This window comes from Kribbella antibiotica (assembly GCF_004349055.1).
GTDB classification, from domain to species: domain Bacteria; phylum Actinomycetota; class Actinomycetes; order Propionibacteriales; family Kribbellaceae; genus Kribbella; species Kribbella antibiotica.
Window position 1 is genome coordinate 1 of record NZ_SMKX01000029.1, and the last position, 13,980, is coordinate 13,980.

At 66.1% G+C, this 13,980-nt stretch carries 13 protein-coding genes; 3 read left to right on the forward strand and 10 right to left on the reverse strand.

Annotation, left to right across the window (positions count from 1 at the left end):
- On the reverse strand, positions 1-736 hold a 736-nt coding region (locus E1263_RS12680; RefSeq protein ID WP_132167457.1), incomplete at its 3' end, for a GNAT family N-acetyltransferase.
- Between the two features lie 76 nt (positions 737-812).
- On the opposite strand from E1263_RS12680, the gene E1263_RS12685 reads away from it, so the two are divergent.
- Both E1263_RS12685 and E1263_RS12690 read left to right on the forward strand, forming a co-directional pair.
- Positions 813-1,769: an RNA polymerase sigma factor gene (locus E1263_RS12685; protein WP_132167458.1), complete on the forward strand. Its 957-nt coding sequence runs from the start codon at positions 813-815 to the stop codon at positions 1,767-1,769.
- A 66-nt stretch (positions 1,770-1,835) separates the two neighbouring features.
- Positions 1,836-2,453: a flavodoxin family protein gene (locus E1263_RS12690; protein WP_132167459.1), complete on the forward strand. Its 618-nt coding sequence runs from the start codon at positions 1,836-1,838 to the stop codon at positions 2,451-2,453.
- Here E1263_RS12690 and E1263_RS12695 read toward each other — a convergent pair.
- Genes E1263_RS12695 through E1263_RS12720 form a run of 6 tightly spaced genes read right to left on the reverse strand, consistent with a single transcriptional unit; the run spans position 2,424 to position 7,376 of the window.
- Positions 2,424-2,930, reverse strand: coding sequence for a hypothetical protein (locus tag E1263_RS12695; protein ID WP_132167460.1), 507 nt, complete (start codon positions 2,928-2,930; stop codon positions 2,424-2,426). The two genes, E1263_RS12690 and E1263_RS12695, sit on opposite strands and share 30 nt — an antisense overlap.
- Positions 2,920-3,282: a carboxymuconolactone decarboxylase family protein gene (locus E1263_RS12700; protein WP_132167461.1), complete on the reverse strand. Its 363-nt coding sequence runs from the start codon at positions 3,280-3,282 to the stop codon at positions 2,920-2,922. The genes E1263_RS12695 and E1263_RS12700 overlap by 11 nt, the downstream gene beginning before the upstream one ends.
- Positions 3,279-4,466 (reverse strand): MFS transporter, encoded by a 1,188-nt coding sequence (locus E1263_RS12705; protein ID WP_132167462.1) that lies wholly within the window; start codon positions 4,464-4,466, stop codon positions 3,279-3,281. Before E1263_RS12705 ends, E1263_RS12700 begins: the two co-directional genes overlap by 4 nt.
- The gene (locus E1263_RS12710; protein ID WP_132167463.1) at positions 4,463-4,963 is read right to left on the reverse strand and encodes an aromatic-ring-hydroxylating dioxygenase subunit beta; all 501 of its coding nucleotides are present in this window, start codon (positions 4,961-4,963) and stop codon (positions 4,463-4,465) included. Before E1263_RS12710 ends, E1263_RS12705 begins: the two co-directional genes overlap by 4 nt.
- A complete protein-coding gene (locus E1263_RS12715) occupies positions 4,960-6,234 on the reverse strand; it encodes an aromatic ring-hydroxylating oxygenase subunit alpha (protein WP_202868851.1) in 1,275 nt (424 codons plus the stop codon). The genes E1263_RS12710 and E1263_RS12715 overlap by 4 nt, the downstream gene beginning before the upstream one ends.
- A complete protein-coding gene (locus E1263_RS12720; protein WP_132167464.1) occupies positions 6,231-7,376 on the reverse strand; it encodes a nucleotide disphospho-sugar-binding domain-containing protein in 1,146 nt (381 codons plus the stop codon). The genes E1263_RS12715 and E1263_RS12720 overlap by 4 nt, the downstream gene beginning before the upstream one ends.
- 355 nt (positions 7,377-7,731) lie before the next feature.
- On the opposite strand from E1263_RS12720, the gene E1263_RS12725 reads away from it, so the two are divergent.
- Complete coding sequence (locus E1263_RS12725; protein ID WP_238161209.1) at positions 7,732-9,159, forward strand: M4 family metallopeptidase; 1,428 nt, start codon at positions 7,732-7,734, stop codon at positions 9,157-9,159.
- Between the two features lie 761 nt (positions 9,160-9,920).
- Here the strand turns inward: E1263_RS12725 and E1263_RS12730 are convergent.
- From E1263_RS12730 to mmsA, 3 genes are all read right to left on the reverse strand, one after another.
- Positions 9,921-11,033 (reverse strand): substrate-binding domain-containing protein, encoded by a 1,113-nt coding sequence (locus E1263_RS12730; RefSeq protein ID WP_132167465.1) that lies wholly within the window; start codon positions 11,031-11,033, stop codon positions 9,921-9,923.
- Positions 11,034-11,106: 73 nt separating this feature from the next.
- Positions 11,107-12,405, reverse strand: coding sequence for a multiple monosaccharide ABC transporter permease (gene mmsB / locus E1263_RS12735; RefSeq protein WP_132167466.1), 1,299 nt, complete (start codon positions 12,403-12,405; stop codon positions 11,107-11,109).
- Positions 12,405-13,955, reverse strand: a complete 1,551-nt coding sequence (gene mmsA, locus E1263_RS12740) for a multiple monosaccharide ABC transporter ATP-binding protein (RefSeq protein WP_272949659.1) — start codon at positions 13,953-13,955, stop codon at positions 12,405-12,407. The genes mmsB and mmsA overlap by 1 nt, the downstream gene beginning before the upstream one ends.
- Between the last annotated feature and the right edge of the window lie 25 nt (positions 13,956-13,980).

Below are 13,980 nucleotides of genomic sequence, written 5' to 3' on the forward strand. Positions count from 1 at the left end.
GGGCGGGCTGGCCGGCTTCGGCGATGACCCAGTCGACGCCGGCGTCGCGGGCGGCGGCGATGCGGGCGGCGATGACGGCTGACTGGGCGCCACGATTCCGGTACGTCGGGAGGGTGGCGCCGGCGTTGACGACGCCGGCCGACTGGTGGAGGTAGAGGTTGCCACCGGCCACCAGCTGATCGCCGTCCCAGGCTGCGAAGGGGCGGAATCCGGGGTGGGTCACGCTGGCGGCCAGCATCGCGTCCAGGCCGCCCAGGGGCATCCCGAAGGTGCTGACGATCAGGCGTCCCCACTCGGCCGCGTCTTCCGGCGTGACGGGCCCGACGCGTAGGTCGGTCTTGGCGTCTTCGATCTGGACGTCCGCGATCGGCGCCATCACCTTGACGATCTTGCCGCCCTCGGTCAGGCCGTGCTTGGCGGCGATCTCGGCCCAGTCTCCCGGGAGCAGCTCGGGGGCAAGTTGCAGCGCAGCGATGGGCGCCTGCTCGGCGCGGTAGATGTCGAGGATCTGCCCGATCAATTTGTCCGTGATGGCGGTGAAACCGAGCGCCTTGTTCCAGTAGCCGGTCACGTCGTTGCGCATGACGGTGACCACGCCGTCCCCGAGGCGGTGGGTGCTGATGCCCAGGGCGGTCGCCGCCTCGGCCGGAGCGCCACTCTCGTACTGAAACATGAACTCGGCCTCACTTTGTTCGGCCAGAGCGGTCAGCTGTGCACGGTTCAGGTCAGATGTCATGCCTGCAGGATGCAGCAGGCCGTCGCAGAGTTCGATTCTGCTACCGGATATTTTTGCCAACCGGTAATTTGGAGGGGTGGTAAGCCCTCTCCTGCTCGAATCGGCGCCTGACCAGGCGACCGATGCGGAGCTGGTGCGGGCTGCCCAGCGCGGCGAGGTCGAGGCGCTCGGCCTGCTGCTGACCCGGCATCAGGCGCCGATGCGTGCGGTTGCGCTGGCCTTCCACGGGCACCGGCCGGCGGCTGAGGACGCTGTCCAGGAGGCGTGTCTGACAGCCCTGCGCCAGATCGGGACGGTCCGCGATCCCGAGGCGATCGGTCCCTGGCTGCGGATGCTGGTCCGCAATATTTGCCGGATGCAACTACGCGGCCGGTCCGCGATCCCGGTCGACGACCCCGGCGTCTTCGCTCCCCCGTCGACGGAGGCCGACCCGGCCCAGGTCATCGATGCGCATGCCAGCCGCGACTGGATCTGGACCGCCATCGGCCAGCTCTCCCCCACCCTGCAACTGCCCGTCATGCTGCGGTACTTCACCGAGGCCACGACCTACGAGACGATCGCGAAACTTTGCGGCGTACCGGTCGGGACCATCCGTAGCCGCCTGAGCCAGGCGCGCACCAAACTCTCCGAAGCGCTCCTGGCCACCGCCACCCAGCCCCACGACGACATCGCCGACCTGACCGCCCGGCGCCGTCAGGAAGCGCTCGACATCCTGAAGGCGCCGTACTCCGGTGAGATGGGCTCCGTCCTGGGCGCCTTCTGGCTACCCACCGTCGAGACGTTCTGGCCGACCGGCCGCCACACCGTCGGCTATCACGACATGATCGCCGCCATGGACCGTGACCTCACCGCGGGCGTCCGGCACGAGCTCACCTCGGTTGTTGCCAGCCGCAACCACGTCGTCTGGGAAGCCAATTTGATCAACCCACCCGACGATCCTGAGCACTGCCCGCCCTCGGTTGTCTGGGTTCTCGGGCTCGAATCCGGGCGCGTCTCCACTCTCCGCCTGCACCACCAACCCCGCCCCAACTGACTCGCCACAAACCGTTTCGGCGGTGGCTTTTTGTGGGTAGGTTGACGCGACAGGGGAGGTCTTCGGATGAAGATTATTGCGTTGTCCTGCACGCAAAAACGCTTGCCGTCGATGACGGATGCACTGCTCGAGGCAGCGATCAATGGGGTTGTCAGAGAGGTCGGCAACGCGGAGGTGCAGCGGATTCGGCTAATCGATCATCGCATCCAGATGTGTGAGGGCGAGGACACGTGTCTTGACCCTGCGGTCGGGCGGTGCACGATCGAGGACGATTTCGAGCGGGTGGTCGCGATGGCCGATGGCGCCCAGGCGATGCTGCTCGCAATGCCTGTGTATGCAGGGAATGTGCCTGCGATCCTGAAGATCTTCCAGGAGCGCTTGAAGAGCTTCATGAATGCCAGCCACCGCCCTTTCGGCGATCTCCTCGTGGGCACGATCGTGCATTCGCGAACGATGCTGACTGAGCCTGCCCTCGGGTCGTTGTTCCCGTGGTACCTCCGGCTGAAGAACAAGAACGTCGCCTCCGCATGCTTCACCCAAGGCGATCACCCCGATCTCACGCAGACCGCGGCGTACGACATGTGTGTCGCCGTCGGTCGCCAGCTCGGCATGACGCTTGAGGCTCGAGACCGAGCGCTGCTACCGCTTGCACAATCAGCCGACCGCCCCCGCTGCGGGGCCTGAAGACTCCGCACGCCAAGTGCACCCGTCGCCCGACTGCTCGCAGGACACCGTCACTTCGGGTTCTACATAGCGGTCGGCGATGGCGGTGTTGAGTTCCTGGCAATAAGGACATGGCGAAGAGAACGTCAATACGACGCCCGCCCGCGCAGCGCGTTTGCGATACCGCAGGATCCCGCAGTCGGCGTTGCGCAGAACCGTTCCGGTCGGCTCTGGCTCGCTCGTCACGGCCGAGTCGTACAGCAACAATTGTCGTTGCAGCCGGCCCATAAAGTGATCGGTGGCGGACTCCCCCGCCGGCCGTTGCGCCTGCAGTAGCTGCGCCGTGATGCGCGAGTTCGCGTCGATCCAGCCGGTCAGGCCTTCCTCGCCGTGCTCCCCCAGGATGAATTCCTCGGCCGCAGCCTGCGCTTCGAAGTACCGCTGCCGCCACAGGTCGACCTTCTCCGCCGGGTCGAGTGGCGCCGGTTCAGTCGTCATGTTCGGCATCCAGTTCGGCGAAGACCTCTTGGGCGACCCGCAGTCCGTTGTTGGCGACCGGCCAACCGCCGTAGTAGGCGAGCTGAATGATGACCTCGACAACCTTCTCGCGTGACATCCCCATATGCAGCGCGGCGCCGATGTGACCGCGCAACTCCCAGTCGGTACGTGCCAGCGTGACCGCGGTCAGCGCGACCAGTTCGCGCTCCTCGACGCTCAGGTGCGGGCGGGTCCAGATCTCGCCGAACAGGTGGTCGACGGTGATGTCCAGGAAGTCCGGGTAGTTGCCCGGGCGTGGCTCGCGGCCGAAGACCTGCTGGAACATGGCCTTGCCCTGCTCGTGCCGATTCATCGTTCACTCCCTCGTGATGGGCGGATTCTTGCCAACGTCAACGACGCCACGAAGGCGCCGATCAGCAGTACGGCGCCGCTGCCGAAGGCGGCCGCGATACTCGCGCGCTCGGCGATGAGTCCGACCACGACCGGTCCGACGACAGCGCCGATGTCGGTGCACATCGAGAAGACAGCGACGCCGCTCCCGGCCCGGCCGGCCACGACATCACCGATCAGCGCAGCCGGTGCGGCATTCAGCAGCGCCGACCCGGCGGCGTACAGGCTGAGCAGTACGACGAGCCAGGCGTAACTGTCGATGACCACCAACCCCGTGATCGCGGCGGCAGCGATCCCGGTGCCGGCGATCATCGCGGGACGACGGCCGGCCCGATCGACGATCCGCCCAGCCGGCAGGATCAGCGCCGCCTGGACAAGAGCAGAGATCGTGAACGCCCAGCCGACCAACGTCACATCGTGGGACCACGCGACCACCACTGTCGGGACCAACGCACTGCGCAGCCCGAACAGCACCCAGCCTTGCGACAACGCCGCGAAGCAGGCCACCACATAGCGCCGGTCCTGGAACAGCACCGGCAGACCGACCACCTCTCGGCCTGCCTCCGCACCAGCAGTCCGACTCGTGCGTAGTACAGCCAGCGTCAGTACGGCGGCCGCCAGCAACAGGACGGCGTACACGAGGAAGGGCGTGGACAAGGCGACGAGCGCCAGGAGCCCGCCCAGCGCCGGCCCGCAGACTCCACCGAGCAGGAAGCCCGCCTCGAAGACAGCACTGGCGCGGCCGCGCTGATCGGCCGGGGCGATCGCCAGGAGCATCGCCAGTGCGGACACCGAGAAGAGCACCGAGCCGATGCCACCGAGACTGCGGAAGAGCAGCAACTGCTCGTAGGAACCGGCAAAGGCCATCAGCGCAGACGAAACTGCGCACAGCAGCAGGCCGACGACCAGGACCCGCCGCTCGCCGAAGCGACGCCCGAGCTGACCACAGAACGGACTCGTTGCCAATCGCATCAAAGCGAACAGCGCAACAAGCACTCCGATCTGGGTAGGCCCGGCGCCGAACGTCGCGGCGTACACCGGAAGCACTGGGAGCACGAGCCCCAGCCCGAGCATGACGCAGCCGCCGACAACGCTGAGAACATAGATCTCGCGCGGAAGCCGGGAGACCTCGGCAGAGACGCTCACAGGATGATGCTGAGCTTCCCGTGCTCGTACAAAGTCTCATGATCCAGTACGACGACCCGTTGCCGAATCCGGAACGAGTTGCCGTCGGCAACGAGCTCGAACCGGCATTTCCCGACGTACGCATCGGAGCGGCCATGCCCGAACCGGTGCACGATCAGGTTCGCCGCCACGTCGAGATGCGTGCCGCGATCGGTCAGGATCTCCACATTGCTGAGCATCCGATTCGTCCGCGACCGCGGATTCTCACACCACACCTCGTCGTTGAGGAGCTGCTCGATCCGCTGCCGCAACCGGGCCGCGTCGTCCTCGATGAGTCCGAGCGCACCGGCGACCTCACCGCGTACATCGGTAGCCGGCACCGCGTAGCGAATGTCCTCGGTCAGCATCTCGTCGTACCACTCGAGTAAGCGCCACTCGTCGAGCAGCCGCGCCTCTCGGAACAGAAACTGACTCACCTGATCCCACAACCGCACGTCGATCGTCAGCTCGGTCGTCATCGTGACTCCTCATCGCGCATCAACCGATCCCATTGCCGCCAGAACTCGCGGGCGGGCAGCTCGTCGGTCGTCTCCGGCACCTCTTTGTTCATGCCGCGGGACAGATCCGAGTAGCGAACCGTGCGGTTGAGATAGCCGCGCTGGCACGACTCGACGATCTCGATGTCATCGGGCGTCGCGAAGCCGGCCGGGCCGAGGAACGTCAGGTAGTGACTCTTGCGGAGCTCCCGGATGTCCGGGTCCTCGTCCTTCGGCGCCAGCGCCACCGAAGTGATCGCCATCTGGCCCGCGCCGACCGGATCGATCTTGCGGATGGTGATTGCGATCGCGTCGATGATCATCAGGTTGGGAAAGATCAGTACGGCGCGGTTGGTGCCGGTGATCCGTTCGGCGCGCTCGGCGCCGAAGCGCTCGACGAACCGGGCGGCCGTCGCCTCGATCCGCGGCCGGACCTCCTCCCCGAACATCGGCGTCCAGTAGGCCAGCGGCCGGGCCGCCGCCGGTGGCAGCTCGTTGGCGCCGTGCCCCAGACCGAGTGCGCTGCCGAAGCCACCGCGTCGTCGGGGCGGGGTCGATCCCAGCGACTCCATATAGCTGACATAGCGCTTGTGCAGCGCCCGGAAGTGGTAGATGTCGACGCTGTTCTCCATCATCAGCTTCCAGTTGGCGCGGGCGCCGTGTAGCTGCGCGCCTTGGATCACCTCCATCCCGACCTCGGACTGGTCATCGATCAGGTCGAGGTAGTCCGTCGCGCCCGCCAGGTACTCCGGCAGCGTGCGCTGCTGCTCCGGATCGAAGGTGACGAAGACGAAACCGCGGTAGGTTTCGCTCTGGTGCTGCGCGAGGCCGAAGTCCGCCTTCCGGAAGCTCGGCCCGTACCCGTCCGGGATCGGTACGCCGACAAGGTCGCCCTGATTGGAGAACGTCCAGTCGTGGTACGGGCAGCGGAACGACTTGGCCTGCCCCGACGGCTGTGAACAGATCAGCGCGCCGCGGTGTGTGCAGCTGTTCGCGAATACCCGGATCTTCCCGTCGGATCCGCGCGACATCACGACCGGCCGGCTGCCGACATCGCGGGACACGTAGGAGCCCAACTCGGGCACCTCCGACTCATGGCCGACGTACAGCCAGCAGCGGTCGAAGATCTTGGTCATCTCCGCGGCGGCCACCGCGTCGTCGGTGTAGGCGCGGCGATCCACCCGGAACGAAAGCTGCTCGAGGTCCTCGACCACGATCCGGTCGTCCACCGGCCGCTGCAATTCGATCGTCACTGCTCCCCCTTGACCGTGGCGAGAACCAGCTCGGCAATCCGTACGGCGGAGTCGCCGCACTCCGGCTGAGCAGCCTGCAACCGCTCCCCGTACGCCGGATCCAGCAGGCCGGTGACCGCAGCGGCGACTGCCACCTCGGTCACCTCGGCCGGATCGAGCGCCGTACCGAAGCCTGCGCTGGTCACGAAGGTCGCCTGGATCGGCTGGTCAACAGCCAACGGAATCACCAGCATCGGCGTCGCGGCCCGAATCGACTCCGCGACCGAGTTGTAGCCGCCATGGGTGATGAAGACATCGGCGCGCTCAAGCACCTCACGCTGCGGCACGTACGGCGCGGTGATCACCTCGTCAGGCAGTTTCAGCTCCGCGGCGAGATCGCCCACCGCCGCGATCACCTGGGCACCGGTCGCCACCGCCCCGAGAATCACCGAACGCAACAGCTCCGGCCGCCGGTAGAAGATCGTGCCGAAGGAGACGAACACGACCGGCCGATCGGGGTCGAGCTCGGCCAGCCCCGCGAAGGCGACCTCGTCGCCGCGGGTCCCCGGCGCGCCCGGCAGCCCGACCAGCTGAACGCCGTCGTCGGTCACCCCGGCATCCCCGACGAGCGCGGGAATCGTCGGCATCAGGTTGAGAAGCGGCGATCGCGCTGAATGCGTCTTGGTCGACCACAACACCCCGTGCTCGGTCAGATAACTGCCGACCTGTTCGTCGTACGCCCAACGACCGCGCCGATGCTCAGCCGGGCAAACTCCCCCGAGGTTGGCCCAGATCATCCCGTACGGCGTGCCTGACGCCTCCACACCGGCCATTGCCGCGGCGGTGACCGGCAACGAGTCGACGAGCACGAAGTCCAGGGCAAGCTCGCGCAGAACCTCAGCTGTCCGGCCGGCCACTGGCGACTTCCGGAGCATCGGGCCGATCGCAGCCGGCTCACCGCTCCACGGCGCCATCGCGACCTCGCCGATTGCATGCACTTCCGCTTTGCCCAAGGCCTCGCGGCGTTGGTCGTCAAGCGCGCCGCCGTCAGCCGAGAGCAACAGCAGCGCCACCTCGCTCCCGGCTGCCTGCAGTGCATTGATCACCGGAATATAGGGATTCAGATGACCATGCTGGGTCGTGGTCAGGAGGGCAACGCGCATCAGATCTCCGATCCATCACAAGCAGAAGGACCAGGCATGCAGGCGAAAGCAGCCGACGACGCCCGGCACCAGGACATGGCTCCAGACATCCCCCACCCACCAAAGGGGGAACACAACGATCGACGTAGCCGATCGGGTTCACCACCTGTCCCCAGACAGGTTTGGCAAAGCCTGCCGGGATGTTCCATCGTTGTCAACGTTTCGCCGGGTACCGGTCATCGCCGTAATCCCTGCCAAACAGCGACTTCAAACGGTAATGACAGCTAAGCATTGAGTAACCAACCTCTTGTCAGGCGGCCGCTCCGGCGTCACAGTGCTCCTCACGATTCCCGTCCCAATCGTGAGGAGCAGTGCTGTGAAAAGACGTCTGATGGCTGTGGGTGCAGTCGGGGGGCTACTGGTGTCTGGGCTGGCCGTCGTACCGGCGGCTGGAGTGGCCGCGGCGGGTGAGGCGCGGCAGGTGCGTGATGTCGTGCGCGACGCCGACGGCGGCGAGTTCGTCCGGTACGAGCGCACGTTCGATGGACTGCGGGTCGTCGGTGGTGACCTGATTGTCCAGCGGGGTAAGGCGAAAGCGGAGCTGACCACCTACAACCGCGGGGTGAGTTCAGTTGCGGTGGAGTCGACGAAGCCGAAGCTCAAGTCGGCGAACGGCGAGCTGATCGTCTACGTGACGGCGACCAAACCAGTGCTCGCGTACGACGTGGTGACCCGCAGCGTGAAGCCCGACCAGACCCCGTCCGTGCTGCACACATACACCGACGCGAACACAGGCGCCGTACTGGGCAGCGATGACGAGATCAAGGCAGGCGAAGGCAATTCGACGTACGCCGGGATCGTGTCGCTCGGAACGTCGTACGTCGCCCCCAACTATCTGCTGAAGGACCCGAGCCGGGGCAACGGCTACACCGTCCACGCGGCGACGAACGCGATCTTCACCGACGCCGACGACATCTGGGGTAACAGCCTGCCGACCAACGTGCAGACGGCCGCGGTCGACGCGCACTTCGGCGCCCAGGTCACCTGGGACTACTACAAGTTCGTGCACGGCCGGCTCGGCATCTTCAACAACGGCGTCGGCGCCAAGTCGCGCGTCCACTACGGCAGCAACTACGCCAACGCCTTCTGGGACGGCACCCAGATGACGTACGGCGACGGCGCGGGCAACGTCCATCCGCTGACCTCGCTCGACGTCGCCGGTCACGAGATGAGCCACGGCGTCACGCAGGCCACGGCGAACCTGAACTACTCGAACGAGGCCGGCGGCCTGAACGAGTCGACCTCGGACATCTTCGGCACGATGGTCGAGTGGTACGCCAACAACGCCACCGACCTCGGCGACTATCTGATCGGCGAGAAGGTCGACATCTTCGGCACCGGCGCTCCGCTACGCCGTATGGACAAGCCGTCGTCCGACGGCTCCAGCGCCGACTGCTGGAGCACAAGCGTCGGCGGCCTCGACCCGCACTACTCGTCCGGACCGCTGAACCACTGGTTCTACCTGGCCGCCGAAGGCACCGGCGCCAAGTCGATCAACGGCGTTGCCTACAACAGCACCTCCTGCAACGGTACGACGTTCGCCGGCATCGGCCGCAATGTCGCCGCGAAGGTCTGGTACCGCACCTTGACCACCAAACTGACGTCGTCGAGCAACTACCTCGCCGCCCGCAACGGCGCAATCCTCAGCGCCAAGGAACTGTACGGCGCCGGGTCGGCGCAATGCCTCGGCATCCAGCGCGCGTTCGCCGGCATCAACGTTCCTGCCGGCGCCCAGGTCTGCTAGCCCCGCTAACGTCCGAACGATCGGAGGGCACGGTCTCCGGTTCTTCGGACGTTAAATCACTGCCGCGCTAACGTCCGAACGATCGGAGGGCACGGTCTCCGGTTCTTCGGACGTTAGCTGCGGCGGTGGGGCTGGGGTGGATGGCGAGGTCGGCGACCGGGCTCGTTGAGGTTCTGAGCTTCGGCGGGGTCAGTGCAAGGGCCCGGATTGGTGACCGTTTACCGGAGGGTCGGGGAGTATTACCTGTCGATTCCGGTACGTAGCGCTCCCCAGCCCCCCGCCAGACAGCAGCGCACAGCACTCCTAGGGGATAACCCCTCACATAGGGGGTTGCCCACTCAGATTCTCAGTGGGCAACCCCCCATCTCAGGGGGCAACCACAGCCCAGCAACCCCCAGCAACGAGCCACGCGACCGCAGACCTCGCCAAGCAGCCCAACCACCGCGACGACCAGCCACGCCGCCGTTAATCGGCCGCAGCGGCGACCCGCCATCCCCAGACGCCACCGGCCGAGCCGCTCGCCAACCCACCGCTGACCGCAACATTCCCCGCCGACCGCAACCCACGGACTACCGACCAACCGCGAACCACCCGGAGACAATCCGCCGTACCGGCACCAACTCGGGACCGAAGACACCTCACCACATGTCCACGGTCCCCAGGTGTACACAGTCGCCGCAAATGTCCCGGCACAAGAAAGCGCCCGTCCTGGAGATCCAGGACGGGCGCTTCACCAGAAGAGTGTTACTGCTTGCCCCGTGTTACTTGGTGAGGGCCGACAGCTTCGGGTCGTTCGCGTAGGCCTCGGCCGCGTTGGCCTTGGTCACGATGACCGGCGGCAGCAGGAACGACGGGACGACCTTGGAACCGTTGTTGTACGACTTGGTGTCGTTGACGGTCGGGGTCCCACCGGTCTGCAGCGCCTTGACCATGTTGATGGTCTCGGACACCAGCTTGCGGGTGTCCTTGTTGATGGTGGAGTACTGCTCGCCGGCCATGATCGACTTGACCGACTCGACCTCGGAGTCCTGACCGGTGACGACCGGGAGCGGCTTGCCGGCGCCCTTGACCGAGGTCAGGATCGCGCGGGCCAGGGTGTCGTTCGGGGACAGCACGCCGTCGAGGGTCTTGCCACTGGTGTAGGTCGAGGTCAGCAGGGAGTCCATCCGCTGCTGGGCGCCCTCGGCCTTCCAGCCCTGGATGGCGGTCTGCTTGACGTCGGTCTGCTTCGAGCCGACGATGACGTCACCCTTGTCGATGAGGGGCTTGAGGACCTCCATCGCACCGTTGAAGAAGACCCCGGCGTTGTTGTCGTCCGGCGAGCCGGAGAACAGCTCGATGGTCCACGGGCCGGTCGCCTTCTTGGCCTTCATGCCGTCCAGCAGGGCCTGGCCCTGGAGCTGGCCGACCTTGAAGTTGTCGAACGCGATGTAGTAGTCCAGGTCCGGCGTGTTGGTGATCAGGCGGTCGTAGGCGATGACGGTGACGCCCGCCTCCTTGGCCTGCTTGACCTGGGTGGACAGCTGCGCCGCGTCGGTCGCACCGATGACGATGACCTTCGCGCCCTTGGTGACCATGGACGAGATCTGGCCCTGCTGGTCGGCGACGGTCGTCGACGCACCGGCGTACTGGACGTCGCCCTTGAAGCCGGCTTCCTTGAGGCCGTTGGTGAACAGGTCGCCCGCGAGCACCCAGTTCTCCGAGGTCTTCGACGGCAGTGCGACGCCGATCAGGGAGTCGGCCGCGAAGCCCTTGGCCGCCGGCGCGTCGCCGGGCTTGTTCTCGCCCTCGCGGGAGTTCCCGCAGGAGGCTGCGCCGAGTGCGAGTACGGCGACGGCACCGACCGCGACCGCCTTGGTGATGATCTTGTACATCGTGGATACCTTTCGTGGGTTCCCACCGGACGAAGTCCGGCAGGAGTGTCCGCTTTCGCGGGCGTTGGAAACCTCAGCTGGCGGCCGGGGTCTTGTCGTTCTGCCGGGGCGCGTCTGCCGCAGGCACCGCAGCCGGTACCTCCGCACGACGGAACGGACGAGTGAGCGAGTCGATGATCGAGAACCGGCCCTGACTCTTGTTGTAGACGTCGATCGCGACGGCGAGCAGCAGTACCAGGCCCTTGATCATCTGGACCAGGTCGACACCGACACCCATCAGCTGCAGACCGTTGTTGAGCAGCGCCATCACCAGACCACCGACGATCGAGCCGCTGACGGTACCGAGACCACCCGAGACCGCGGCGCCACCGATGAAGACGGCGGCGATCGCGTCGAGCTCCCAGCTCAGGCCGTCCTGCGGACCGGAGGCCGCGGATCGAGCCACGAAGATCATTCCGGCCAGGGCGGCCAGGATCCCCATGTTGCACATGACGAAGAAGTTGACCCGCTGCAGCTTCACCCCGGACAGCTCGGCGGCGCGGGCGTTGCCGCCGACCGCGTAGATGCGCCGGCCGGAGACCGTGTTGCGGGTGTAGAAGGAGTAGATCAGCACCAGGCCGATCAGGATGATGCCCGAGACCGGCAGGCTGGTGCCGACCCGGCCACCGGCGAACCGCAGGGTGGCGAAGACGATGACGCCGACCATCACGGCCAGCCGCAGACCCGAGATCCACAGCGGAGCGGGCGCGGCGCCCATCTCCTGCCGGGTCTTCCGGGACTGCCACTCACGCCACGCCACTGCGAGACAACCGATCAGGCCGAGCAGCAGCGTCAGGTTGTTGTAGCCGGTGGCGGGCCCGACCTCAGGCAGGTAGCCCGCGCCGATCGTGCGGAAGCCCTCCGGGACCGGAACGGTGTCGGCGTTGCCGATGAACTGGTTGCCACCACGGAACAGCAGCATGCCGGCCAGCGTCACGATGAACGCCGGGACGCCGACATAGGCGACCCAGAAACCCTGCCAGGCACCGATGAGCGCGCCGACCACCAGGCCCAGCACGATCCCGAGCGGCCACGGGATGCCGAAGTGCGCGATCGACTTGGCGACCACGATCCCGACGAACGCGGCCACCGAGCCCACCGACAGATCGATGTGTCCGGCAACGATCACCATCAGCATCCCGATCGCCAGGATGAGGATGTAGGAGTATTGGCTGACGACCGCGATCAGGTTGCCCGATGTCAGCGTGAGGCCGTCGGTCAGGACCTCGAACAGCAGGACGATCGCCACCAGGGTGAAGATCATGCCGAACTGGCGGCCGACAGTGGTGGTACCTCCGAAGAGGTTCTTCTTGAGGTCTTGGAGTCCGCTCATCACGCCGTCTTCTTCGTAGTGGTCATCTGCTTCATCAGACGTTCGGGGTCGGCCTCCGCGCGCACGACCTCACCGGTGATTGTGCCCTCGAACACGGTGTAGATCCGGTCACACAGGCCGATCAGCTCCGGCAGTTCCGAGGAGATCACCACGACACCCTTACCTTCCTCGGCAAGCTTGTGGATGATCCCGTAGATCTCGAACTTCGCCCCGACATCGATCCCGCGGGTCGGCTCGTCGAGGATCAGCAGGTCCGGGTCGCTGAACATCCACTTGGCCAGCACCACCTTCTGCTGATTGCCGCCGGACAGCTTCGAGACACCCTCGTCGACCGACGGCGTCTTGATCCGGAGCTCCTGGCGGTACGACTCGGCAGCCTGGTGCTCGGCCACCTCGTCGATGACACCGTGATGTGCGACCTTGGCCGGCTTGGCTGCCACGATCGAGGTCTTGATGTCGTCGAGCAGGTTCAGGCCGATCGCCTTGCGGTCCTCGCTGACGTAGGCCAGGCCGTGCTCGATGGCCTCCGACACCGTCCGCAGCCGGATCTCCCGGCCGTCCTTGAAGACCTGGCCACCCAGCCAGGTGCCGTAGGAGCGGCCGAACAGGCTCATCGCCAGCTCGGTCCGCCCGGCGCCCATCAGGCCGGCGAATCCGACGACCTCACCCCGCCGTACGGAGAAGTTGGCGTGCTTGGTGACGAGGCGGTCGGTGATCGGGTGCCGCACGGTCCAGTCGCGGACCTCGAAGAAGACCTCGCCGATATTCGGCGTGTAGTCGGGGAAGCGGCTGCTCATGTCGCGGCCGACCATCCCGCGGACGATCCGGTCCTCGTTCACACCGTCGGCCAAGACATCGAGGGTCTCGATCGTCTTGCCGTCGCGCAGGATCGTGATCTGGTCGGCGACCGCCTCGATCTCGTTCAGCTTGTGCGAGATGATGATCGAGGTGATGCCCTGGGTCCGGAAGTCGCGCAGCAGGTCGAGCAGCTGCCGGGAGTCGGACTCGTTCAGCGCGGCGGTCGGCTCGTCGAGGATGAGCAGCTTGACGTCCTTCGCGAACGCCTTGGCGATCTCGATCAGCTGCTGCTTGCCGACGCCGATGTCCTTGATGAGCGTGTCCGGGTCCTCCTTGAGGCCGACCAGCTTCATCAGCTCCAGCGCGCGGCGCTGAGCGGTCTTCCAGTCGATGGCCAGACCCGTCCGCGGCTCGTTGCCGAGGAAGATGTTCTCGGTGATCGACATCCCCGGGATCAGTGCCAGCTCCTGGTGGATGATCACGATCCCGGCGTTCTCACTGGCCCGGATGTCGGCGAACCGCGCCTCAACACCTCGGTAACGGATCTCACCGCTGTAGTCACCGTACGGATAGACGCCGCTGAGCACCTTCATCAGCGTTGATTTTCCAGCACCGTTCTCCCCGCAGATCGCGTGGATCTCGCCCTCGTTCACCACCAGGTTGACGTCGGCGAGCGCCTTCACACCAGGAAACGTCTTGGTGATATCGCGCATTTCGAGCAGAACCGGAGCGTCCCGGTCTGGCATTGGCATCACTGATCCCCGCAAGTCCTGTCGA

Coding starts and splice junctions, on each gene's coding strand:
- E1263_RS12690 (WP_132167459.1), top strand. CDS start 1,836: ATGAAGATTATTGCGTTGTCCTGCACGCAAAAACGCTTGCCGTCGATG.
- E1263_RS12695 (WP_132167460.1), bottom strand. CDS start 2,930: ATGACGACTGAACCGGCGCCACTCGACCCGGCGGAGAAGGTCGACCTG.
- E1263_RS12700 (WP_132167461.1), bottom strand. CDS start 3,282: ATGAATCGGCACGAGCAGGGCAAGGCCATGTTCCAGCAGGTCTTCGGC.
- E1263_RS12710 (WP_132167463.1), bottom strand. CDS start 4,963: ATGACGACCGAGCTGACGATCGACGTGCGGTTGTGGGATCAGGTGAGT.
- E1263_RS12720 (WP_132167464.1), bottom strand. CDS start 7,376: ATGCGCGTTGCCCTCCTGACCACGACCCAGCATGGTCATCTGAATCCC.
- E1263_RS12730 (WP_132167465.1), bottom strand. CDS start 11,033: ATGTACAAGATCATCACCAAGGCGGTCGCGGTCGGTGCCGTCGCCGTA.
- mmsB (WP_132167466.1), bottom strand. CDS start 12,405: ATGAGCGGACTCCAAGACCTCAAGAAGAACCTCTTCGGAGGTACCACC.
- mmsA (WP_272949659.1), bottom strand. CDS start 13,955: ATGCCAATGCCAGACCGGGACGCTCCGGTTCTGCTCGAAATGCGCGAT.